We start from the raw sequence: 23768 nt of genomic DNA, 5'->3' as shown, positions 1-23768 counted from the left end.
AAGAATATTTCATGTGGTGTAACTATTTTGGGAACATCATCCACTTTACATTAGTTTTCTAAAGGATTCAAGTGAATTGTATAGATTTCATACACAATTCACAACCTAAAACGCTTTCATTCCTTTTAGTAAGTTCAACAAAAAAACGTAGCCACAAAGCTACGTTTTTCTTTCATCGTTTCGGTGTATTTTTATGGTTTTTCAAAAACGGAAGTGGGAATTGCTTACGGAAATGCTCTTTAATCATATACTCTACACCGTTCTCACTATTTGAACGTGTAATCCAATCTGCCGCTTGCTTTAACTCTACAGGCGCATTCCCCATCGCTACCCCAAGTCCAACGTTTTCAATGACCTCTAAATCTTCCATGCTATCCCCAATCGCAACCATTTCATTTAGCGAAATATTTAAATGCTCTCCAAGCAACTGTAATCCGCGTAACTTTGATACATTTTGTGGCAAAATTTCTATTCGTTTTGCGTCACATTCAACATACTCTATATCTTGGAATGCTTTTCTTAGCGTAGTTAGCCCTCTTTCCTTTTCACCTTTACTATGGAAAACAACATCAATTTTTGGTGCCGCTACCGGATGATCACGAAGCGCATCGCCTAACGAATCTACAAATTGAACTGGATAAAATAACGGATCTGCGCTTGATAATACAGTACGCGCAATTAAGTTTGGTGTATTTCTCTCCCGGTTTCCGATTGAAAACCGCTCATGAGAAATGCGTACATTACAATCAAAGTGCTCTAACACTTGCACAATGTTAAAAGTCTTCTCTTCAGATAATCTTCTTTGAACGTACGGCTTATCTAACGTTGCTGAAACGAAAGCACCACCATGTGTCACTAATATAGAATCTAATTTTAACGCCTTTGCTACTTTATGAGCGGATTGAAAATTACGACTCGTAAATAATGTAACGTATACATCTTTTCTTTTCACAAATTCAATTGTTTCTCGTAATCCTTTTGCGATTTTTCCGTTATTGTATAGTAGTGTCCCATCTATATTAAGAGCTAGTAAGCGATAAATCATGTCGCACTCCCCCTCTTCGCTGTTGTACTCTATCCATAATTTATGAAATAAATGTAGCAAATAGAACGAGTTAGAATTACTACTGAAAATTTGGTTTACTATATACATATACACTCAGTAAAGGAGATAGTACAATGCAGGCACCACCTTCTTTTTACGAAGGCGACACGTTAGAAGTCGCAAAGAAATTACTCGGCCAAAAACTCGTTCATATTGTAGACGGAATAAAACGAAGCGGAATCATTGTAGAAGTAGAAGCATATAAAGGCCCAGATGATAAGGCCGCACATAGTTACGGCGGCAGACGGACAGATCGCACAGAAGTTATGTTTGGTGCACCAGGGCATGCTTACGTATATTTAATTTACGGTATGTATCATTGTTTTAACGTCATTACAGCGCCAGTTGGCACCCCGCAAGGCGTTCTCATTCGAGCCCTTGAGCCGGTAGATGGGATCGAAGAAATAAAACTAGCGCGCTACAACAAAAACGACATTACAAAAGCACAGTATAAAAATTTAACGAACGGACCTGGCAAACTATGCCGTGCACTCGGAATTACTTTAGAAGAACGAGGCGTATCATTACAAAGTGACACATTACATATTGAACTCGTTCCAGAAGAAGAACACATATCATCACAATATAAAATAACAGCAGGACCTCGTATTAACATCGATTATGCAGAAGAAGCTGTGCATTATCCGTGGCGGTTTTATTATGAGGGGCATCGGTTTGTTTCAAAGAAATAAGCGATATCAACGATTTTTCAAATATATCTATCGTAACTTACAATATATCAACGATTTTTCGAATATATCTATCGTAACTTACAATATATCAACGGTTCGACAAGAAATATCGATTTTTCGACAAATAATAACATTACGAATAAAAGAAGACTGTTCCAAAATGGAACAGTCTTTCCCTCTTACTCTGCACCTTCCGCAGTCGCAATATCATTTTCTAAGTTTTCTCTTGATAATTCAGCCGCCATAAAGTCAGCTGTTTCTGGAAGTGCTAAATGCATATGAGCTTTTTGACAAATTTGGATCGTACAGTTTTCAACAACATAGTCGAAAACATGTCCGCCCCCGCGAATTTCATCATCAATATAATGTAAGTGGAACCCAGCTACACCAATGCCTTGCGCGTAATCTGGTGTCCAAAATCCAGCTAGCGTACCTTCTGTATGTTTAAATGAAAAGATCGGCTGTGATTTCGTCACTTCAACGAGCGGTGTATACGGTTTTTCTTGTCTCGGAACGGTTCTCGTTCTTATTTCACGGAATGTACCGTCCATTCGAATAGCGTAGAATAAGTTTTTACTCGGCATTAATTCATGTAATAACGCTTCAACTTCTTCACGATTCATCGGACGCTCTACCGTATAACTCATTTCTTTTTCAAAAAACGTTACAGTCGCAAATGGCGTTGTTTCTTCTGGCTCTACTTTTTCTGCCGAACCGTCTGAACGTAAATGATAAAATTCATTATCAAATGCAATCATTTCACCATCTAATTGATCAAATGTGCCGATGCCGAAATCACCATGTTTTTTCAAATCTTCAAAGCTAATCACACCATCATATATACCATCTAATAGCGCAAGCATTGTAGATGTTTGATATACTTCATTACTCGTTTTCGTTTTTTTTGCATCAATATCAATTAATTGCGCAACAGTCATCTCAAATCTGCCTCCATTAGTTTAATTGGTTTGGTAATAATTTTTCGCTTAATTTAATGTTGTCACGATAGTCAATTGGAATATCAATAATGACAGGACCATCTGCTGCTAATGCTTCTTTTAATACCCCTTCTAATTCATCAGGCGTGTTAACACGAAGACCTAACGCCCCGAAACTTTCTGCATATTTCACAAGATCAACATCGCCAAACTCTGTAGCTGATGTTCTACCGTATTTCATCATTTGTTGGAACGCAACCATATCATATGTACCGTCTCTCCAAACGAGATGTACAACCGGTGCATTTAAACGTACCGCTGTTTCTAACTCCATCGAAGAGAATAAGAAACCACCATCACCTGACACGGAAACAACTTTTTTTCCCGGTTCAACTAAAGTAGCGGCAATTGCCCAAGGTAGTGCAACACCTAACGTTTGCATACCGTTACTAAATAATAGTCTACGTGGTTCATAAGAACGGAAACATCTCGCCATCCAAATAGAATGGGAACCGATGTCACACGTAACAGTTGTATCGTCACTAATTAAAGAACGAAGTGTGCGAATGACTTGAAGCGGATGCGTAACACCTTCAGAAGCGCGGTTTGGAACTTCTGCTTGCTCTGATAACTTCGCGCGTAATCGTTCTAACACTGCTTCTGATTCCGTGCTTAATACAAGTTTCGGTAATTTTTCTGCAATGCTATTTACAGTTAAAGCGATATCGCCAATTAATTCACGCTCTGGTTGGTAATCATGATCGATATCTGCTTGATGGTCATCAAGATGAATGATCGTTCTGTCCCCAAGTTTATTCCAAAATTTCGGATCGTACTCAATTGGATCATAACCGATAGAAATAACGAGATCCGCTTCTTCTAGTAAAATATCACCTGGTTGATTACGGAATAATCCAACGCGGCCGAAGAAATGATCTTCTAACTCACGTGAAATTGCACCAGCTGCTTGATACGTTTCAACGACAGGAAGTTCTGTATCAGCAATTAATTCACGAACAGCTTTCGTCACTTCATTTGTGCTCGCTCTCATACCGAGTAAAATAACTGGTAATTTCGCTGATTTTATTTTTTCTACCACATATGTAATATCATGTGTGGGAGCGATTCCAAGCTGTGGCTTAGAAAGCGCACCGATAGACTCTACAGTCGTTTCCGCAGTCATAACATCTTGCGGAAGACTTACTAAAGTTGCTCCCGGATTTGTGGAGGTAGCACTTCGAAATGCATTTGATAGTGCTTCTGGTACGTTATCCGGATGCTCTACTTCTACGCTATATTTTGTGATTGGTTCGAATAGTGCAGCATTATCCATAGATTGATGGGTACGTTTTAATCGATCCGTACGTGGAACTGCACCAGCTAAAGCAACAACGGGATCACTCTCCGCATTCGCAGTAACAAGACCTGTCGCTAAATTTGATGTCCCTGGTCCTGAAGTCACAAGACACACACCCGGTTTCCCTGTTAATCTACCAATAGCAGCTGCCATAAATGCTGCGTTTTGTTCATGACGACAAACGATTAACTCTGGTCCTCTTTCTTGCAATACATCAAATACAGAGTCAATCTTCGCTCCTGGAATACCGAAAACATGTGTAACACCTTGTTTAATTAAACAATCAACAACAAGATCTGCTCCTTTTGTTTTTGTCTTCACGTCGTTTGCTTTTACACCTGTACTCATCAAACTAATCATCCCTTTATTTCATAATGTGTGTAATAAAGATTTTAATTTCACCTAGTTAATTAATATGGTGAAGTATCATGTATCATTATATTACAAATGCATTATTTTTCCAACAATATGAATTTGACAGTATTTTGACAACCCTTAAAGAATACGCTTACAATTAATTTGTTTTTTAAAATAACATTTACTTTTAAACTTAATTCCCTAAACAAAAAAGACGCCCCATAAAGGAGCGTCTTCCACTATTACGCTTGTTGCGCGCTATATAATTCTTCAAGTGGCTTCATGATAATTTTGTTAACGTCACCGATTACAACGTTTAGGCGTTGCTCAGTTTCCATTAATTTTGTGATTTTAGCATCTTGTTGAATGCGAGCTACAACTTCTTGTGCTTGTTGGTTGTCTTCTTCAGTGATTTCTTGGCCTTGCATCATTTTTTGTTGTAGGCTAAGTTGCATCGTACGGAACTCTTCAAATAAGTTCTTTGAAGCTGCATCTCCTTGTACTGCCGCATAGCTCTCTTTTAAAGTTTTGAAGTCTTCGTTTTCAGCGATTGCTTTTTGTAATTCATATGCTACATCATGAATGTTTTTTGTCATTTTATTTTTCCTCCTTTAGAAGGCTAGCGCTTTTCGCTCACACTGCCTTTTAAGTGCATTTACATACGCACCTCTTCTTACCATATCAAACTATGCAAGAGATGTGAAGAAATTTCACTCTTATTTCTATGTACTTATCTTTACTACCTAAGGAACAACAGTAACAACCCTTGCACGAGTCCAATCATTCCGCCTAATAAGGCACCTAAATACGTAATCATTTTCAGCTCATTTTTTGTAATGGACAGAACTAAATCTTCTAGTCTCTCTGTTGAAAATGTAGACACTTCTTGCTGGACAATTTCCGCAAGATGTAGATTATTTAGTATGGTCTCTACATTTTCTGTCCCCCACTTCAAGCCTTTCGTTACTGCGCTTGGAACCACTTTTTCAATGATTGTTTCTCGAACTGGCGCACACACTTGCTGTACAGATTGGTTTAAAAACTTACTCACTGTTTCCTCAACTTTAACTGCAGACAATATGGAGCTTACAATCATTTCTTTTTCTACAAACGTTTCTAATTCTTTTACATCTCTTCCCTTTAACTTTTCCCACTCTTTTTGCAGTACATTAGTTAAAAGCTTTTCCGTACCATCTTGACCTAAAAATTTAATTACCTCTGGCTGCACACGATCCACTACACTTACATTCCCTAGAAACATCCCGACTAAGTTAAGTAATGTTCCACGAGAAGCAAAGAAATCATCAATCATTTTTGAAAGGCGCGCTTTCCCTTCTTCACTTTCAAAAAATTCAATTCCTCGCTCTAAAATAAAAGCCGAGACATTTGGAATTGCATTCTCTATTTTTTCATGTACAGAATGAGGTAAAGCTTGTTCCCATGTATATGTATAGTACTCCGCTAAAAATTCCTGAACTTTTTTTGTAATCACATGCTCGATTTTCCCGGTCGCCTCTTCTTCTACATGTGCTACATTCCATTTTTCTAACATATGTCGCAGTGATTGTTCATTCGTAATGACTTTATCCACTTCCACTTGCACCCAGTGAATTAAACTTTTTTGAAACTCTTCATTTGTTAGCTTTTTTCCGATTCCTTCTGGCGTTAACAAATGCTCGACTACCATTTTCCCTAATTGAACAGCAAGCTCATCACGTCGCTTCGGAATTAATCCAGGTGTAAATGGCAATTGAAACTTTCCAATATAAATAGGACGATGGGGACGAAATAACATTTTTATTGCTAAGTGGTTCGTATATCCTCCAATAATCGCTCCGAGCCCTGTCGTCGTTAACATATTCAACCATATATTCATTACAATCAACCTTTCGCTTCTCCAAAACTATAGCATATCATCATACGGACAAAAGTATAATGGTATAAAAATGTATTTGCAATATATAGCTTCGCCTATTATGCCAACACTTTGTTAGTAAAGGAGTGATTTCGTTGGTTCTCGGTATTTTAACTTCCCGGCCTCATTATGAGCAAACGTATTACACCGAAATCGCCAAACGCGCTCGGCTTTATCATAATGTCGTTGCCCAGTTTACACCATTTTGTATTGATCCTAAAACAGACCTTGTTTCTGGTCTTATTTATGATACAGATACAGGAAAATGGAAAGAGCAAACATTCCCTATTCCTTCTTATATATACGATCGTTCTTCTTTTAACGAGGATACAGACTTTGAAAAAGCTAAATCAATTATTCATTCATTACACAACCGTCCTTCCACTACCTTTTTAAATAACACACTTATTGACTTAAGCGAACTACATGATTTATTTCTTACTAATAAAAAATTATTTCCTTATATACCAAAATTTGAAATAGCAACGATACACAACATTTTCAAACTTTTATTAAAAACAAAAGATATTATTATACGTCCTACTCATACACATTCCAATGAAAGTCTGTACCGGATCGCTTATAAAAATAAAACGTTTCATATCGATACAATACATGACGCATATCATACTTCTACTCCAATCAAACGGACAGATGAGTTTATATCTTGGTACAAATCTAACATACAATCAACACGTTATATCGCCCATACGATGCTACAACCACCGAACCAACTAACGTATCCACTCCACATTCGAACCATTTTGCAAAAAAATAAAGAACAAAAATGGAACGTTATCGGTCAATTTATACAAAAAAGCTCATTTCCGAATCAATTTTTACTTTCCGTAACGGATGATTCCTCGCTGCATTCATTATCAAAAATTAAATATGTACTATCTAATACCGGTGTGCAACTATTACAAGACGCTTTACACGACATTATAAATGAAGTGTTTCAAACATTAGATCAATCTTATTCTTCTTTATTCGAACTAGAACTTTCCACAATTATGGATCAAAAAGGGGCGATTTGGCTTATGTATGTCAACACGATTCCCCCTTACGAACGTTACATTCATCATAATGATTCGTTAGCTGAAAAGATCTTTCACGGACCACTAAAATTTAGCCGCTTTACACCATAACGAAAGGAGGGAATCCCATTTTGAAAGAGCACATATATACATTAAACATTTCAGATGAGCATCCAAATAGTATTACTTTACCTTACATTTTTTCTATTACACCACCTATTACATCCCTTTCCTTCGGCAGACGCCATGTTGCAAGTGAAGAGGTAAAAATTCATTATTCCTTTACTCGTGAAATTATGATTGGAAAACGAATTGCAGAAAAACTTTTACTCCCTCATTCCACTACCATTCATGCCTTTACACAAAATGAAACAATTATTTTCGGACCATTAGTCGGTATTTTCACAACTGGTTTTAACGATGACTCACCTATTCCTTTAGGAAACCGTTCCACATCTCTCAGTGAGTTGCTAACACCACCATTTACATTACGACCGTTCGTATTCGTTTTTGGCGTTCAACATATAAACTGGGAAGAAGAAACGATTGATGGGTATTTCTTTCAAGAAGGAAAATGGCTAAAGAAAAAAGTTCCTTTGCCAAATGTCATTTACGATCGACTACCAAATCGTAAAGCAGAAAATTATAAACCAATCGTTAGAGCAAAAAGGAAATTAGAACATGACTATAACATTCCATGGTTTAACCCAGGATTTTTTAATAAATGGGACGTTCATCAACTTCTCATGAAGGACGATTCAATTGTGCCTTTATTACCAAACACAGAGACATTTCAGCACTTCGAACAAGTAGAACGGTTTCTTGGCACATATAAATCAATTTACATGAAACCGATACACGGTAGCTTCGGAAGAAATATTCATCAACTATTTTATTCTCAAACAGAGAATTGCTACTACTGTCGTTATCGCGAAAATGAAGAGAATAAACTAAGAAAGTATCAATCATTAGAAACACTTCTGAACCACGTATTAAAAGGACATGATTTAAAGAAGTTTATCGTACAGCAAGGTATTTCTTTACTTCGCTTCGACGGGCAACCTGTTGATTTTCGCATTCATACAAATAAAAACCATTTCGGTAATTGGGTCGTCAGTGCCATCGTCGCCAAAATTGCTGGCAAAGGTAGCTTAACCACACATGTAAATAGCGGTGGTGATACAAAATTACTACAAGAACTTTTTCCAGATTCAACGAAACAAGTTCAAATTGAAAATAAATTAAAACAAACAGCCTTGCAAATAAGTTACGCGCTCGATGGGCAAGTAACTGGGAACATTGGAGAAATCGGTTTTGATATTGGTTTAGACATGCAGGAAAATCCGTGGCTATTTGAAGCAAATTCAAAACCTGGGCGAACTGTATTCCAAGATGAAAAGTTAAAAGAACAAAGTGAACTGACGCGCCAATTATTTTACGAATATGCTATCTACTTAACTGAACATTCTTTGCGCGATGCAAAAGAAAAAATGTCCCAAATGAAATTAGGGACTTCATCAAACACCGAACATATCCCTTCTCCTATGATTCACTCACAAATACGAAAACAAAAACTTCCACCTCATTCATAAGGTGGAAGTTTTCTATTTACACAAGTTTTACTACAACCTCAGTTTCCACGTTACATACTCCGCAATAAAAAATATGATTGCAATATTCTTGTGAATGATTATGTGTTAATCCATCTACCTCACTTAATAATTCCTGATCCATATACGCACTATAATCGTCTATGTAATCTACAGTTTTCCCATAATCTTGGAGTATACCTTGGCAATTTTGACAAGAATAGGTTTGTGATTCGAATGCGTTGCAAAGCGGGCAAATCCCCATCATGATTCCTCCATACATTATCGTTTAACATCATTTAAAGTTCTTTCTTTTTAGGTTGAAGAAAGCATCTAGCCATGAGTAGATACGGTCAGTTCCTTTCTTTCCCTTTCCCTTTCCATGCCCCATCCCTAGTTAAACCAGAAATGAGAAGTTAATGCCTTTTTAGTTTTTATATTACTAAGCTGCAATTGTAATGTATCTCACTTTCATAAACCATCAATAAAAAGCTAATTATTAGCCCTAACATAGTAGGGTTCAAAGAGAACACCATATTTAATATCGCTCTTAGTTTAGCCTTCTTTCTTAAAAATACAACGATTACTCTTATTTCATAATTTACGAAATCACTACGTTTTTTTGACAAAATTTACAAATTATTATTTTGTATATCTTTCTAGGTAACATCCATACTATGAGTACAAACTTAATTACCGATGGATTAGCGCCAAACGGGGCGATAATATCTGGTTCAAATCCAGCTAGTCCAACCAAAAAAATTTTTATAACTCTAAGGAGGATATATTCCTATGGCAAACCAAAGTTCTTACAATCAATTAGTAGTACCAGGAGCAACAGCTGCAATCGATCAAATGAAGTACGAAATCGCTCAAGAATTTGGTGTACAATTAGGAGCAGATTCTACGGCTCGTGCTAACGGTTCTGTTGGTGGAGAAATCACAAAACGTCTAGTTGCAATGGCTGAGCAAAGCCTTGGCGGATTCCAAAAATAAATATATATGGCAAAAAGGTCTCAAGGCATATGCCTTGAGACCTTTCTTAATTATTGAAGCATTTGTAAAAACTTCTTCGTGCGTTCTTCTTTTGGATTTGTAAATACATCTTCTGGTGTACCTTGTTCGACAACGACACCGCCATCCATAAAAATAACGCGATTCGCAATTTGATGAGCAAAACGCATCTCATGCGTTACAATAACCATCGTCATGCCTTCTTTAGCAAGTTCTTTCATTACCTTTAGAACTTCTTGAACGAGTTCAGGATCAAGTGCTGACGTCGGTTCATCAAATAGTAACACTTCCGGCTCCATCGCAAGCGCGCGAGCAATTCCAACGCGCTGTTGTTGTCCGCCTGATAATTGGAACGGATATAAATCCACTTTATCTGCTAAACCAACTTTTTCAAGGAAATAGTTTGCTTTTTTCTTCGCTTCTTCTTTCCCCATCTTTTTCACTGTAACGAGCCCTTCCATTACATTTTGAATGGCTGTTAAATGCGGGAATAAGTTATGATGTTGGAACACCATTCCTGTTTGTGTACGAAGATTTACAATATCTTTCTTCGATACTTTTTGAGCGAAATCAAGCTCTTTATTGCCGATACGAATGCTACCAGCGTTCGGTGTTTCTAGAACGTTTAGGCAACGTAGAAACGTCGTTTTACCAGATCCAGAAGGTCCGATAATAACAACAACTTCACCCTTCTCAACTGATAGATCTATATGCTTTAGTACGGTATTATCTCCGAAACTTTTTTGTAAGTGCTGAATTGAAATCATAAAAACAAAAACTCCTTTTGTAAAAGGATTATTTTAATGTGTAGCGTTCTGAACGCTTTTCTAACATCTGTTGTACGATTGATAATAAGAAACAAATAACCCAATAAATAAGACCTGCTTCAAAATAAACAATTAAAAACTCATAGTTCATTGCCGCAATTTCCTGCGCTTTTCGGAACATTTCTGTTACTAAAATTAACGATGCTAATGAAGTATCCTTCACTAAGCTAATAAATGTATTCGAAAGCGGCGGAATTGATACGCGCGTTGCTTGCGGTAAAATAACACGTTTTAATGCTTGTGGATATGTCATCCCAATTGTATAAGCTGCTTCCCACTGTCCTTTCGGAATTGAAAGGATAGAAGCACGAATAATTTCAGATGCATACGCACCAACATTTAATGAAAATCCAATAACTGCTGCTGTATACGGCTCAACTTCAATATTAAGAGTTGGAAGACCATAGAAAATAATAAATAACTGTACAAGAAGTGGCGTTCCGCGAATGATAGATACATAGATACGAGCAATCCATTGTAAAATACGACTACCTGAAATACGCGCGAGCGCTGTTAACGTCGCCAGTATAATTCCGATAATGAATGTAATAAGCGTTAATGGAATTGTCGTAAAGACAGCTTCCTTCAGCATAGGCATGAAGGAAGACTGCATAATATCTATCCAAGTAGACAATCGATCTGAAACCAATGCACTACTTAGATACATTTTCACCGAACCATTTTTTCGCTATTTTGTCGTACGTACCATCTTTTTTCATATCTTCTAACGCTTTATCAACTTCTTGTACAAGCTTATCGCTACCTTTACGGAATAAGAATCCACTTTGTGAAGCTTCTTTTTCTGTATCTACAATTTTAATTTTTGCATCTTTTTTCGTTTCTAAGTAGTTTAATACTGATAACTTATCATTAATTGTGAAATCAACACGGCCAGTGTTTAACAATTCTGCCGCTTGGCTAAAGCCTTCTACGTTAGTAATTTCCGCACCATTTTTCTTAGCAATATCTGCATAGTTACTTGTTAAAGATTGCGCTGCTTTTAACCCTTTTACATCAGCAAATGTAGCAGGTTTATCTTTATCTTTTGCAATAACTAATACTGCTGAAGATGAAACGTATGGTTTAGAGAAATCATATTTCTTTTGACGATCTTCACGAATACCAACTTCGTTCGCAACCATATCGAAACGCTTCGCATCTAAACCAGCAAGTAAGCTATCCCATTGTGTTTCTTTAAATACAGGTTTTACACCTAAACGTTTTGCAACTTCTTCTGCTAATTCAACGTCAAATCCAGTTAATTTATTGCTTGAATCGTGGAACGTAAATGGTGGGTATGTACCTTCTGTACCAATTACAAGTTCACCGCTTTGTTTAATCTTTTGTAATGCGTCTTGACTAGCTGTATCTTTTTTCTCTTCTTTACCGCAGCCGGCTACAATCCCGATCGCTAATGTAGTTACTGCAAGCACTGAAAATAATTTTTTCATGATGGTAATCCTCCAAGTATTCTGATAGGAATTTAAAAACTATATTGATTGTATGCAATCTTGAACAATTTTTCAATGAAAATGTTCTTATTTAGTTTATCCTTTTTCTTCATAATCAAACAAAATGGAAAAATAACGCTACATACAAAAAATAAGTAACATTTTTTAATATAGCATTAATTGTAGGAAAGGTAAAATAATACTTCTTATTATGTACCTTTATCGCCGACATTTTGCCAACAAAAAAGAACTTGCGACAATCGCAAGTTCTTCCCCGCATTAAGCGCTCTGGTTTCCTTCCATTTGCGTTTTGTACATATCGTAATAACGCCCACGCTTTTTCATCAATTCATCATGAGAGCCTTTTTCTAAGATTGTTCCTCTATCGAGTACAATAATTTGATCCGCACTTTTAATTGTTGAAAGACGGTGAGCAATAATAAACGTCGTTCTCCCTTTTTTCACAACTTCTAGCGCTTGTTGAATCATTGCCTCTGTCTCTGTATCAATACTAGATGTTGCTTCATCTAAAATTAAAATGGCTGGATCAAAAGCGAGTGCCCTAGCAAACGATATAAGCTGGCGTTCTCCGGTTGAAAGTGTACTTCCTTTCTCCGTAATTTCTTCGTTTATATTGTTCGCAAACCTTTCCGCACCCACATCACGTAATGCTTTTACGATGCGATCTTTTGAAATTTTTTCGTTCTCTAAGCTTACATTGGAAGCGACCGTCCCGCTAAATAAAAACGGATCTTGTAATACGATTCCCATATGCTCACGAGTTGCTTGTTTCGGCATTTCTTTTACATCGTGACCGTCTATCGTAAGCTTCCCTTTTTCAAACTCATAAAATTGAAAGAGTACATTCATAATGGAACTTTTTCCTGATCCAGTATGACCGACAAGTGCTACTGTCTCGCCTTGTTTCGCTTCAAAAGAAATATTTTTTAGCACTTCATCTTTTCCATTATAAGAAAACGAAACATTATCAAACTTCACATTTCCTTGTAAGCGAGGCATGCGCTCTTCTTCCACTGCCTCTCCCTTTTCCTCTAGCAATTCGAAGACACGCTCTGATGCAACGCGCGATTGTTCTAAGTTAGCAAGCTGATTTACCATATTTGTAATTGGTGAGAACAATCTCGTTAAATAATCGACGAACGCATACAGTATCCCTAGAGAAATGATGCCTGAAGCACTTAATGAAGCTCCCCCGAAATACCAAATCACACCTGTGAAAGCGAAATTTCGTAATACAGACACTAAGTTATGCGAAGTTGCTGCATTTAAATTTAAAATTTTATTTTGATACCTAAAATAATCGCCATTTAATTCTTCAAACTCTTTTTTCGTTTCACGCTCTTGACGGAACGTTTGAATAATTGGCATCCCTTGAATCGATTCATTCACTGTACCGTTAATATCGGATAAACGTGAACGCATTTTATGATTGTATACAGATGCATACTTTCTATATAAAATCGCCCAAACAATTAAAATCGGGATAATTAATAAACAGAACGACGCAAGTTTCACATCGAGTAAAAATAGCGCTGCAAATATCCCGATAATATAAATGAAACTAGAGACGAATGTCGCAAGCACTGTTACGTATAAATCCCGAATCGCCTCTGTATCATTCGTTACACGCGAAACGATTTTCCCTGCTGGTAAATGATCAAAGTATCTAATCGGTAACGTTTGAATATGAGAGAAGACGTCTTCCCTCATAATTTGAATAATTTTGTTTGCTGCCTTCTGTAAGAAAAACTGCTTTCCATATGCAAATAATGACACAATTACTAATAGAGCAAAATAGCCTCCACCAAGTAACAGTAGGGGGTTTATTTCTGGCTTATAAAACGCAAACACTTCTTCCTTCGTTAATGCTTTCGCTTTATACACTTGCACCGCCTTACCATTTTGAATGGTAATCATATCCCCTTTCACAGAACGTGACCCTTCAATATTTACTTTATTTGGTACAAAGTAATATTGAAAACCGACTTGCATCACGCGTACTTCTTTTCCTTTTTTTTCACCTTGTTCAAAGCGATCACTTCGCTTATAATAGGCGCCATTATATGCAACAGCATCTTCACTCTTTTCTGTCTCATACCAAGATTTTTCTATCGCGACGATATGATCGTCAATCATCGTTTTAGCGACGAACGGACCGGCAAGCTCAGCGATAACGAAAATAAATAACATCGCCATCGCTGCAAAAATCGTCCCTTTTACTTTCATCGCATATTGAAACAATCGTTTTGAAACACTCATATTTTCACCCCACTATCCGCACTCTCATTTTCACCTTGTTGTCTTTCAAACTGCTCAGCATACCAGCCTCCGTTTCGAAGTAACTGGTCATGCGTGCCTTCTTCCATAACTTCGCCGTCATCCATAACGAGAATCCAATCTGCATGTTGTACGGCAGATAAACGGTGCGTCGTAATAATCGTCGTCTTTCCGCTTCTTTCCGTTCTTATATTTTCAATGATCGCCGCTTCCGTACGAGCATCGACAGCTGATAACGAATCGTCCAAAATTAATATTTCTGGATTTTGAATAACCGCTCTCGCAATCGAAATCCTTTGCTTTTGCCCTCCTGATAACGAAACACCTTTCTCTCCAACGAGCGTTTCTAATCCTTCTGGTAAAAACTCTAAGTCTTTTGTAAACGCAGCAATTTCAATGGCTTTCTCGAGCTCTTCTTCAGTCGCTTCCCTGTTTCCGAATAAAATATTTTCCCTCGCTGTTTTTGAGAATAAAATGTGCTCCTGAGGTACATATCCAATCCACCCGAGTACATTATCACTCGTCATTTTATCTAATGTCACATCAGAAACTGCAATATCCCCTTCTCCAAGCGGATATTGACGAAGAAGCTGACGTACGAGCGTCGTTTTTCCGCTTCCTGTTTTTCCGACAACCCCTAGCGTTTCTCCTTGTTTTAATGTAAAAGAAACCTTTTTTAAATTTTCTTCAGCTGATGAAGGATAGGAAAAAGAAACTTCATCAAACTGAATATAATCAGGATCTTGTACAAGCTTTGGATTTTTCGGATTCTTTACATCTGGTTCATATGCTAACGTTTCATTCACACGATCTAACGAAGCATTTCCTCTTTGCATAACATTAATTAATTCGCCAATTGCAAACATCGGCCAAATCATCATCCCTAAATACACGTTAAAGGAAACTAGTTCGCCAAGTGTCACCTTTGATTGAAATACAAGGTATGCACCGTACACTAAACCAATTAAATAACTAAGACCGACAAGCATTTTCACAGTTGGTTGGAATAACGCATCGATTCTTGCTACCTTCATATTCTTTTCGTAGACGTCATCTCCTAAATGATGAAATCTTTCCTGATCTGCGTTCTCTTGTACGTATGCACGAATCACGCGCACGCCAGCAATTGATTCAAGTACTTTATCATTCATATCACCGAACGCATCTTGCGCAACTGTAAACCTTTCATGCAATTTCTTTCCATATATATTCATCGCATATGCCATAATTGGCAGCGGTATAAGGGCCGCTAATGTAAGCTCCCAACTTATTGTAAATCCCATCATAAAAACGATTGTAAGCATATATAAACTAGAATCTACAAGCGTTAATATACCAAAACCAGCTGTCATAGCGATTGCTTTTAAATCGTTTGTTGCTCTCGCCATTAAATCGCCAGTACGATTTTTTTGATAAAACGTCGGTGTCATCTTGAGTAAATGCCCCATAAATTTCGAGCGCATCGTCTTCTCAAGTACGAACGCACCTCCAAATAATTGATGCTGCCAAACAAAAGTAAGGCCATATCCAACTATCGTAACTCCTATTAAAATAAGAATAGACTCCATAATTGCTGCATTCGTTAACGTTCCTGTTTTTATATTATCAATCGTAACCCCTAGTACTTTTGGGGGAATGACTTCAACTATATTTACAATTAAAAGCGCACCAATTGCGATACTATATCTCTTCCAATGCTCTTTAAAAAACCATCTTAACTTTAGTAATACTGAAAACAATGTAACCTCTCCCTTCTCGTTTTCGTTCCACTCTCATTTCTTTATCCGCTATCCAAACCAATCACATTTACATTTCGTAACCCATACAATCTCATCACATTTTTCCACCTTCCAAATTTCAGTTTTATAGTAACCATACAAAGTATGGAAACAAGCAAATTGGACAAAAAAAAGCATACCGTCGCTTGACGATATGCACAAAAATGCATAAAAGCGTACGTTACGATATACGCAACGTACGCTTTTTATAAGACAAAAATGCCCTATATATCCGTACGGGTTGCGTAATGATATGAATGTTTTCCGTTATTTAACAGAGCTAAGCCCATTACATTTACGATTACAATCATTACGCACACCCCTTTCATTTATTTTCCATTTATAATCTTATAACTTCTTTGAGTATTCTGTCAATTGTTTTTTTTGCAAATTGAAGAAAATAGATACCAATCACGATAAAATGAAGAGGATTTATGACGAGATAAAGCAGTTTGAAATAAGGGAATCTTCTGTAAGAAAGGGCATACAAAATAAAAAAAGAATAAGAAATCGTTTTCACAAACATTTCATTTGAAAAATATTATCAAACCCCCTACAATCACCTTATACTCACTCTTACAAGTTGCTATTTTAGGAGGACTAATCATGACAACTAGCAATACGTACAAATTTTATTTAAACGGAGAATGGAGAGAAAGCTCTTCAGGACAAACAATCGACATTCCATCTCCATACTTACACGAAGTAATTGGTCAAGTACAAGCAATTACTCGCGGAGAAGTAGATGAAGCAATTGCATCTGCAAAAGAAGCTCAAAAATCATGGGCTGAAGCTTCTCTACAAGATCGCGCAAAATATTTATATAAATGGGCTGATGAGCTCGTAAATATGCAAGATGAAATTGCCGATATTATTATGAAAGAAGTCGGTAAAGGATATAAAGATGCGAAGAAAGAAGTTGTTCGTACAGCTGATTTCATTCGTTACACAATTGAAGAAGCTCTACATATGCACGGAGAAAGCATGATGGGCGATAGCTTCCCTGGCGGAACAAAATCAAAACTTGCGATTATCCAACGTGCACCACTTGGTGTTGTATTAGCAATCGCACCGTTTAACTACCCAGTAAACTTATCTGCTGCAAAACTTGCACCAGCATTAATTATGGGTAACGCTGTTATTTTCAAACCAGCAACTCAAGGTGCAATTAGCGGTATTAAAATGGTTGAAGCACTTCATAAAGCTGGCCTTCCAAAAGGTCTTGTAAACGTAGCTACAGGACGCGGTTCTGTAATTGGTGACTACTTAGTAGAACACGAAGGTATCAATATGGTATCGTTCACAGGTGGTACAAACACAGGTAAACATTTAGCGAAAAAAGCTTCAATGATTCCACTTGTACTAGAACTTGGTGGGAAAGACCCTGGTATCGTTCGTGAAGATGCTGACTTACAAGATGCTGCAAACCATATCGTAAGCGGTGCATTCTCTTACTCTGGTCAACGTTGTACAGCTATTAAACGTGTACTTGTACACGAAAACGTAGCGGACGAGCTTGTTGAATTAGTAAAAGCGCAAGTAGCTAAACTATCAGTTGGATCTCCAGAACAAGACAGCACAATCGTTCCATTAATTGACGATAAATCTGCTGACTTCGTTCAAGGCTTAGTTGACGACGCTGTAGAAAAAGGTGCTACGATCGTTATCGGTAACAAACGTGAGCGTAACTTAATTTACCCAACATTAATCGACCACGTAACTGAAGAAATGAAAGTTGCTTGGGAAGAGCCATTCGGCCCAATCCTTCCAATCATCCGCGTTTCTTCAGATGAGCAAGCAATTGAAATTGCTAACAAATCAGAGTTCGGCTTACAAGCAAGTGTCTTCACAAAAGACATTAACAAAGCATTTGCAATTGCTAACAAAATCGAAACTGGTTCTGTTCAAATTAACGGACGCACAGAGCGCGGCCCTGACCACTTCCCATTCATCGGTGTAAAAGGTTCAGGTATGGGCGCACAAGGTATTCGTAAGAGCCTTGAGTCTATGACACGTGAAAAAGTAACTGTATTGAACTTAGTTTAATCTTATATAGAAGCTGATCTAGTTTTAGATCAGCTTCTTTTTATTTCACGAGTTGTTTTTCCATAGGTAAATTCACACATTCTACAGAAATTTCATATCCTAGCCAACGCTCAGCAATATGTTCAAATGATAAAACAGAGCCTGTTGTAAAAAATCGATGCTTCGGATTCAAATTGTCAGACAGGATTCCTTTGTGCTGTAAAATTGTGCTTAATTCTATCGCTGTTTCTTCTGCAGAACTAATAATCGTTACATCTTCTCCTAGTTCCTTTTTTATATAGGACTCTAAAAGTGGATAATGCGTACACCCAAGAATTAACGTATCTATATCTTCTTTCGTTAATGGCAGTAAAGCTTGTTTCACTTGCTGCGTTACATATGCTGTATCTTCTAATTGATTTTCTACAACTGTAGCTAAAGTCGGGCACGCGTGACTATGCACTTCCAAATATGTATCAAGCTCGTGTAATGCTTTTTCGTACATATTAGACTGTATCGTACCTACAGTTCCAATTACTCCGATTTCCCCTTTCTTTGTCACTTTAATTGCCGCTCTTGCTCCCGGATGTATAACGCCAATAACCGGAATAGACAGTGCTTCTTGCAGCGCAGTCAATGCAGCAGCTGCAGCAGTATTACATGCTACCACTAGCGCTTTTAACGGAAACTGTTTGAGGAACTCAACCATTTCAAATACGAAAGATTGTACCTCTTCTACACTTCTTGGCCCATACGGACAACGCTCATTATCACCAATATAATAAATGCTCTCTTTAGGCAATTGTCTTATAATTTCACTCGCAACTGTTAATCCCCCAACTCCCGAATCTAGCACACCTATTACTGAATGTTTATGACATACAGACATATACTTCATCCCCTTCTCAATCTTCTAGCGTCAATAACATTTATTATATTATGAAAATTCAATATTACATAATAATCCCTCTCTCTTTTAATCACAAACTCTTCTCTATAATCTGATTATTACTATATCCATTGACGTATAAAAATACATTTGTTACTCTTAAATACGTTAATTTAATATTTAAATCCTCATTCGTATCTCGGTGAGGTAGAGGTTGCAGTCATTAAGAGTATCATTTCAGGAGATGTAGTGGCATTGATGAAGAAATGAGAAAGGAATGATTGCCGAAGTAAGTCGTGTCCACCATGCACACTTGCTGGGTCTGCATTTAATAAGTGCAGAACTGTCACAAACGTTTCGTTTGTGGAGAGCTATCGAGAGGTATGTCGTGGGTTTCTTATAAGATAGAAAGCATGTAGCGGCAGATTACGTGCTTTTTTTGTTTTGTTTGGGACTTCTCTTCTCTAATCGGAAGACATACATATCTCCTCGCTTGACTTGGTTATACTAACTTTGGAGGTATTTTCTATGCAACAAAAAAAATGGGGCTTTTGGGTACTAACAGCTTTCGTTGTCGGTAATATGGTTGGCGCTGGTATTTTCATGGTGCCAAGTACGTTGGCACAAACAGCAAGCCCTCTCGGTGTCACTTTAGCTTGGTTAACAACAGGGTTTGGTGTTTTAATGCTAGCTCTTGTTTTCGGTAATTTAGCAATTCGTCGTCCTGATTTAACGACAGGACCACAAAGTCATGCATATGCTTTATTCTCAACACCAAAAAAGAAAAAAATGGCTGGTTTCAGTATGGTATGGGGATATTGGGTTGCAAACTGGGCAAGTAACGTTGCCATTATTACATCTTTCGCGGGATATTTATCACTCTTCTTCCCAATTATGAAAGATACACGACTACTATTTTCAATCGGTTCGTTTAACATAGAAGTCGGAAAACTAATTACATTTACGATTTGTTCCATCTTACTTTGGGGAACTCATATTATATTAACTAATGGTGTAAGCGGAGCTGGAAAGCTAAACTTCTTAGCAACAACAACGAAAGTAACTGGATTCCTTTTATTTATCGTCGTTACGTTATTTGCATTCGAAGCTTCTAAGTTTGGACAATGGTACACACCGATGATCGATAAATCAGGTGTATCACACGGTCTTCTTTCACAAGTAAATTTAGCCGCTCTTACAACGCTTTGGGCGTTTATCGGAATTGAATCAGCCGTTCTTTTATCAAACCGGGCTGTTTCTCCAAAAACGGTAAAACGGGCAACAGTTGCGGGATTACTTATTACAGTTGCAATTTACTTAGGAATTACAATTTTAACAATGGGTGTCCTTCACGTTGATACATTACAAGCTTCTGAACGTCCGTTAGCAGATGCACTAAATGCTGCAATGGGTCATGGCGGCGGGAAACTGATGGCATTACTTGCTCTTACTTCCCTATTCGGTTCTATCTTAGGCTGGATTTTATTAAGCTCAGAAGTACCGTATCAAGCAGCAAAAGAAGGTTTCTTCCCTTCCTTCTTCACAAAAACAAATAAAAAAGGAAGTCCAATTTACTCATTACGATTAACAAACATTATGTCGCAAGTATTCTTATTCTCAACATTATCAGGAACTATTGCGGAAGCTTATACATTCGTTATTACCGTATCAACACTGGCCTACCTCATTCCATATCTCGTTTCACCGATCTTCCAGTTAAAATTAGTCGCAACTGGTGAAACATATAAAAATGAAATGCGGGCAAGAATTACAGATGGTATAGTCGCAGTGATCGCACTTTGCTACGCACTATGGGTTATTAAAACCGGTGCATCCGATATAAAAACGTTCCTTCTCGGAATTGGTTTATTCGTAATTGGATTTGCTTTCTATCCATTAATGAATCGTGATCAGAAAAAAAATAACGAAAAGAAAAACGGGCAAGTTGCATAACGCAATTTGCTCGTTTTTTCTTTTGTAAAACATATATAATAGAACAAAGAGGTGAAAAACATGTCAATCGAATCACTATGGAGCAGTCGCTTCCAACAACACATTCAAAATATCATTACATACTTTGCACGTATGATTAACGGTTTATTATATAGCTTTATCTTTATTTCATGCGTTGGCGCATATTATTATGCTCAGTTTCTAAAAGCATCTCCTTCTAAAGGAATATCTCTCATACTCATAACGACCGTTCTTACATTTATTATAATGAGATGTCCCATTCGCACCTTTATTCAAAAACCGGATGCCGTCTATTTACTTGCGTTAGAAGAGAAATTAACATCTTATTTTAAAAAATCTCTTCTATATAATTACATCATTCAACTTTTCCCATTATTATTTACGTTCCTTATTCTCGTACCGCTTGCTATGCAATCATTACAATTAACTGTACCGTTCTTATGTACAATCTTTATCGTTTTAATGATTACGAAAGCTTGGAACCTGTACATATATTGGATGTGGCGTGATAGCCATGAAAAAAACATATGGTTCATTATTCGTATTGCTTGTAACGCCCTAATCATTTACATGCTATTTTACTCGGCACATGTTCTCATATTAGGCGGATTGCTCTTACTACTTGCTTTCCTACTTCTATATACGAAAAAACAGCCTACAAAACGAATACCGTGGGATTACATAATCGAGCAAGAAGAAAAAATGGATGTTCGCTTTTATCAATTTGCTAGCATCTTTACTGATGTTCCGCAACTTAATAAGCAAGTAAACAAAAGAAAATGGCTTACAAATTGGATTGAACCTTTATTACATAAAAAACGAGAAACTTTCTTCTATTTACATACACTAGCATTTTTACGCGGGAATGATTATTTCGGTATATATATTCGCTTAGGGCTGATTGGTGCCTTCGCCTTATATTTTATACCAAACACATACGTAAAAGGCGCTATCGCATATATCGTCCTATATATGATTTCTATGCAGCTTCGTTCCCTTTGGAAATATTTTTCGGGAAATATTATTGTAGCATTGTATCCGATTGATACTGAAAAACGAATGAATCAATTTCTTCGCTTAATCTTTATATTGCTAAGCATTCAACTCATTGTATTTTCGAGTGTTATACTCATTGCTACAGGTCAATTACTACATACCTTGATTATTATGATAATCGGGGTAATCTGGATCAAATTTATTATTGTACCAAAAACGAAGCAGCGTGTTTCTTCGTTTTAACGAAAAGAATTATCTTAAAAGCCAAGGAGAAAATAAATTATCTCCTTGGCTTTTTTATTTTTCTTCCTCAAACAACCGATATTTTATGATTTTTACATACAAAAACGATAATACATGTTTACGTCCTAATAAAAAGGGTATTTATTAAATTAACAGGGCAAAGGAACTGGAGGGAATGAAAAAACATGAATTAAAGTTTCACTTTATAAAAGGCATTGCTCAAGGATGATTCTGGAACCGATACTATAATATAAGGAGCTGACTGCAATGAGTAAAAAAATTGCTATTTTAATAACGGATTATTTCGAGGATACAGAATACACAGAGCCAGTAGAAGCTTTTAAGCAAAAGGGATATGAATTAACAACTATTGAAATGGAAAAAGGTAAAACCGTACACGGTAAGCAAAGAAAAAGTGAAGTCGTAATTGATAAAAGTATTGATGATGTTTCTCCAGAGAACTTTGATGCCCTCTTCATACCGGGCGGATTTTCCCCAGATATACTTCGTGCAGATGAACGTTTTGTTCACTTTAGCAAAACATTTATGGATGCGGAAAAACCCGTTTTCGCTATTTGTCACGGACCTCAGCTACTCATCACTGCACAAACACTTGAAGGACGCGATGTGACTGGATATAAATCCATTGAGGTCGATTTGAAAAATGCTGGCGGAAACTTTCATGATAAAGAAGTAGTCGTATGCCAAAATCAGCTAGTCACAAGTAGACAACCGGAAGATATCCCCGCTTTTATTGAAGAATCGTTGCGTATATTAGGATAGCTACTTTGGTTAACCTCTTTTATTTGTATGAAAAACAAAATGTAATCAGTGGGGGATTTTTTTCATCCCCCACTGATTATTAGTTCACACTCATCGCGTGTTTATGGGCAACCCGACTCCCACAAATACACCTCTTATCTCACTCTAAAATTCCCAATCACTATTCATAGGCAGTTCTCATATAGTGAAAATGACTATATAATTCCTATCCATAAGTTAAATCATGATTTTACACATATATAAATACAAAAGATGGGAGCCTAACTATGAACAATACTCCACCTTCAACGCCCCCAAATCCAACGGAAACGAATAATAATGAAGTGAGCTTACAAACGTTACGCGTCATTGGGCTTATTGTACTGATTAGTGGCTACATATTAGTAGCACTTTCTGAAGTAGGAACGTTAAAAAATCTTTTACTACAGCCGAATACCACTCCAAATTTAGCTGAAGTTGATCCGTTTTAAAAATGGTATAAAAAGCGCTCCTCATTATAA

21 protein-coding genes and 1 riboswitch are annotated in these 23768 nt (G+C 37.0%); of the genes, 9 read left to right on the top strand and 12 right to left on the bottom strand.

The genetic code is table 11. From position 1 onward, the window contains the following. Positions 1-172: 172 nt before the first annotated feature. Positions 173-1045: a Cof-type HAD-IIB family hydrolase gene (locus tag ACS2MN_RS05830; RefSeq protein ID WP_000640434.1), complete on the bottom strand. Its 873-nt coding sequence runs from the start codon at positions 1043-1045 to the stop codon at positions 173-175. A gap of 134 nt (positions 1046-1179) precedes the next feature. Between ACS2MN_RS05830 and ACS2MN_RS05825 the strand changes: the two genes are divergently transcribed. Then, on the top strand, positions 1180-1797 hold the full coding sequence (locus ACS2MN_RS05825) for a DNA-3-methyladenine glycosylase (protein ID WP_001148784.1): 618 nt from the start codon (positions 1180-1182) through the stop codon (positions 1795-1797). 179 nt (positions 1798-1976) lie between these two features. Here ACS2MN_RS05825 and alsD read toward each other — a convergent pair whose 3' ends face one another. The 4 genes from alsD to ACS2MN_RS05805 form a co-directional block, all read right to left on the bottom strand. Further along, positions 1977-2735 (bottom strand): alpha-acetolactate decarboxylase, encoded by a 759-nt coding sequence (alsD, locus tag ACS2MN_RS05820; protein WP_346994907.1) that lies wholly within the window; start codon positions 2733-2735, stop codon positions 1977-1979. A gap of 16 nt (positions 2736-2751) precedes the next feature. Continuing rightward, positions 2752-4440 carry an acetolactate synthase AlsS gene (gene alsS / locus ACS2MN_RS05815; RefSeq protein ID WP_000103521.1) on the bottom strand — a complete coding sequence of 563 codons (1689 nt, stop codon included), beginning with the start codon at positions 4438-4440 and terminating at the stop codon, positions 2752-2754. Between the two features lie 251 nt (positions 4441-4691). Further along, a complete protein-coding gene (locus tag ACS2MN_RS05810; RefSeq protein ID WP_000164615.1) occupies positions 4692-5045 on the bottom strand; it encodes a YlbF/YmcA family competence regulator in 354 nt (117 codons plus the stop codon). A 143-nt stretch (positions 5046-5188) separates the two neighbouring features. Then, a complete protein-coding gene (locus ACS2MN_RS05805) occupies positions 5189-6325 on the bottom strand; it encodes a DUF445 domain-containing protein (protein ID WP_023441161.1) in 1137 nt (378 codons plus the stop codon). 134 nt (positions 6326-6459) lie between these two features. On the opposite strand from ACS2MN_RS05805, the gene ACS2MN_RS05800 reads away from it, so the two are divergent. Beyond that, positions 6460-7512, top strand: a complete 1053-nt coding sequence (locus ACS2MN_RS05800; RefSeq protein ID WP_000242729.1) for a YheC/YheD family endospore coat-associated protein — start codon at positions 6460-6462, stop codon at positions 7510-7512. Positions 7513-7532: 20 nt separating this feature from the next. Next, positions 7533-8993 (top strand): YheC/YheD family endospore coat-associated protein, encoded by a 1461-nt coding sequence (locus ACS2MN_RS05795; RefSeq protein ID WP_000658085.1) that lies wholly within the window; start codon positions 7533-7535, stop codon positions 8991-8993. Positions 8994-9009: 16 nt separating this feature from the next. Here ACS2MN_RS05795 and ACS2MN_RS05790 read toward each other — a convergent pair whose 3' ends face one another. Next, positions 9010-9255 carry a hypothetical protein gene (locus ACS2MN_RS05790; RefSeq protein WP_000510453.1) on the bottom strand — a complete coding sequence of 82 codons (246 nt, stop codon included), beginning with the start codon at positions 9253-9255 and terminating at the stop codon, positions 9010-9012. Between the two features lie 527 nt (positions 9256-9782). Between ACS2MN_RS05790 and sasP the strand changes: the two genes are divergently transcribed. Then, positions 9783-9986, top strand: a complete 204-nt coding sequence (sasP, locus tag ACS2MN_RS05785) for a small acid-soluble spore protein, SasP family (protein WP_000013349.1) — start codon at positions 9783-9785, stop codon at positions 9984-9986. Between the two features lie 50 nt (positions 9987-10036). Here the strand turns inward: sasP and ACS2MN_RS05780 are convergent, their stop codons facing one another. The 5 genes from ACS2MN_RS05780 to ACS2MN_RS05760 form a co-directional block, all read right to left on the bottom strand. Then, complete coding sequence (locus tag ACS2MN_RS05780; protein ID WP_000623596.1) at positions 10037-10771, bottom strand: amino acid ABC transporter ATP-binding protein; 735 nt, start codon at positions 10769-10771, stop codon at positions 10037-10039. Between the two features lie 28 nt (positions 10772-10799). After that, positions 10800-11498 (bottom strand): amino acid ABC transporter permease, encoded by a 699-nt coding sequence (locus tag ACS2MN_RS05775; protein ID WP_000281495.1) that lies wholly within the window; start codon positions 11496-11498, stop codon positions 10800-10802. Further along, positions 11485-12282: an amino acid ABC transporter substrate-binding protein gene (locus ACS2MN_RS05770; RefSeq protein ID WP_000732848.1), complete on the bottom strand. Its 798-nt coding sequence runs from the start codon at positions 12280-12282 to the stop codon at positions 11485-11487. The genes ACS2MN_RS05775 and ACS2MN_RS05770 overlap by 14 nt, the downstream gene beginning before the upstream one ends. 279 nt (positions 12283-12561) lie before the next feature. Continuing rightward, positions 12562-14562 carry an ABC transporter ATP-binding protein gene (locus ACS2MN_RS05765; protein ID WP_088054682.1) on the bottom strand — a complete coding sequence of 667 codons (2001 nt, stop codon included), beginning with the start codon at positions 14560-14562 and terminating at the stop codon, positions 12562-12564. After that, positions 14559-16319 carry an ABC transporter ATP-binding protein gene (locus ACS2MN_RS05760; RefSeq protein WP_000493209.1) on the bottom strand — a complete coding sequence of 587 codons (1761 nt, stop codon included), beginning with the start codon at positions 16317-16319 and terminating at the stop codon, positions 14559-14561. The genes ACS2MN_RS05765 and ACS2MN_RS05760 overlap by 4 nt, the downstream gene beginning before the upstream one ends. A gap of 645 nt (positions 16320-16964) precedes the next feature. Here ACS2MN_RS05760 and gapN point away from each other — a divergent pair. Continuing rightward, on the top strand, positions 16965-18404 hold the full coding sequence (gene gapN / locus ACS2MN_RS05755; protein ID WP_000213650.1) for an NADP-dependent glyceraldehyde-3-phosphate dehydrogenase: 1440 nt from the start codon (positions 16965-16967) through the stop codon (positions 18402-18404). Between the two features lie 40 nt (positions 18405-18444). Here gapN and racE read toward each other — a convergent pair whose 3' ends face one another. Next, positions 18445-19272, bottom strand: a complete 828-nt coding sequence (gene racE / locus ACS2MN_RS05750) for a glutamate racemase (RefSeq protein WP_000109657.1) — start codon at positions 19270-19272, stop codon at positions 18445-18447. Between the two features lie 200 nt (positions 19273-19472). Continuing rightward, a riboswitch (Lysine riboswitch) is annotated at positions 19473-19654 on the top strand. A 146-nt stretch (positions 19655-19800) separates the two neighbouring features. On the opposite strand from racE, the gene ACS2MN_RS05745 reads away from it, so the two are divergent. The 4 genes from ACS2MN_RS05745 (at position 19801) to ACS2MN_RS05730 (ending at position 23738) form a co-directional block, all read left to right on the top strand. Next, a complete protein-coding gene (locus ACS2MN_RS05745; protein WP_001186296.1) occupies positions 19801-21225 on the top strand; it encodes an amino acid permease in 1425 nt (474 codons plus the stop codon). 60 nt (positions 21226-21285) lie between these two features. Then, complete coding sequence (locus ACS2MN_RS05740; protein WP_087950929.1) at positions 21286-22485, top strand: ABC transporter permease; 1200 nt, start codon at positions 21286-21288, stop codon at positions 22483-22485. Between the two features lie 267 nt (positions 22486-22752). Beyond that, positions 22753-23268 (top strand): type 1 glutamine amidotransferase domain-containing protein, encoded by a 516-nt coding sequence (locus tag ACS2MN_RS05735; protein ID WP_000037539.1) that lies wholly within the window; start codon positions 22753-22755, stop codon positions 23266-23268. A 266-nt stretch (positions 23269-23534) separates the two neighbouring features. Beyond that, positions 23535-23738, top strand: coding sequence for a hypothetical protein (locus tag ACS2MN_RS05730; RefSeq protein WP_001066489.1), 204 nt, complete (start codon positions 23535-23537; stop codon positions 23736-23738). Positions 23739-23768: the final 30 nt, after the last annotated feature.

It is taken from the genome of Bacillus cereus group sp. BceL062 (assembly GCF_051780025.1).
Classification (GTDB): Bacteria; Bacillota; Bacilli; order Bacillales; family Bacillaceae_G; genus Bacillus_A; species Bacillus_A toyonensis.
The sequence above is the reverse complement of the archived record's forward strand: the minus strand, read 5'-3'. Positions and strand labels throughout refer to the sequence as shown.

Coding starts and splice junctions, on each gene's coding strand:
- ACS2MN_RS05735 (WP_000037539.1), top strand. CDS start 22,753: ATGAGTAAAAAAATTGCTATTTTAATAACGGATTATTTCGAGGATACA.
- ACS2MN_RS05810 (WP_000164615.1), bottom strand. CDS start 5,045: ATGACAAAAAACATTCATGATGTAGCATATGAATTACAAAAAGCAATC.
- ACS2MN_RS05805 (WP_023441161.1), bottom strand. CDS start 6,325: ATGAATATATGGTTGAATATGTTAACGACGACAGGGCTCGGAGCGATT.
- ACS2MN_RS05765 (WP_088054682.1), bottom strand. CDS start 14,562: ATGAGTGTTTCAAAACGATTGTTTCAATATGCGATGAAAGTAAAAGGG.
- ACS2MN_RS05730 (WP_001066489.1), top strand. CDS start 23,535: ATGAACAATACTCCACCTTCAACGCCCCCAAATCCAACGGAAACGAAT.
- alsD (WP_346994907.1), bottom strand. CDS start 2,735: ATGACTGTTGCGCAATTAATTGATATTGATGCAAAAAAAACGAAAACG.
- ACS2MN_RS05825 (WP_001148784.1), top strand. CDS start 1,180: ATGCAGGCACCACCTTCTTTTTACGAAGGCGACACGTTAGAAGTCGCA.
- ACS2MN_RS05780 (WP_000623596.1), bottom strand. CDS start 10,771: ATGATTTCAATTCAGCACTTACAAAAAAGTTTCGGAGATAATACCGTA.
- ACS2MN_RS05740 (WP_087950929.1), top strand. CDS start 21,286: ATGTCAATCGAATCACTATGGAGCAGTCGCTTCCAACAACACATTCAA.
- ACS2MN_RS05745 (WP_001186296.1), top strand. CDS start 19,801: ATGCAACAAAAAAAATGGGGCTTTTGGGTACTAACAGCTTTCGTTGTC.
- gapN (WP_000213650.1), top strand. CDS start 16,965: ATGACAACTAGCAATACGTACAAATTTTATTTAAACGGAGAATGGAGA.
- sasP (WP_000013349.1), top strand. CDS start 9,783: ATGGCAAACCAAAGTTCTTACAATCAATTAGTAGTACCAGGAGCAACA.
- ACS2MN_RS05770 (WP_000732848.1), bottom strand. CDS start 12,282: ATGAAAAAATTATTTTCAGTGCTTGCAGTAACTACATTAGCGATCGGG.
- ACS2MN_RS05775 (WP_000281495.1), bottom strand. CDS start 11,498: ATGTATCTAAGTAGTGCATTGGTTTCAGATCGATTGTCTACTTGGATA.
- alsS (WP_000103521.1), bottom strand. CDS start 4,440: ATGAGTACAGGTGTAAAAGCAAACGACGTGAAGACAAAAACAAAAGGA.
- ACS2MN_RS05790 (WP_000510453.1), bottom strand. CDS start 9,255: ATGGGGATTTGCCCGCTTTGCAACGCATTCGAATCACAAACCTATTCT.
- ACS2MN_RS05830 (WP_000640434.1), bottom strand. CDS start 1,045: ATGATTTATCGCTTACTAGCTCTTAATATAGATGGGACACTACTATAC.
- racE (WP_000109657.1), bottom strand. CDS start 19,272: ATGTCTGTATGTCATAAACATTCAGTAATAGGTGTGCTAGATTCGGGA.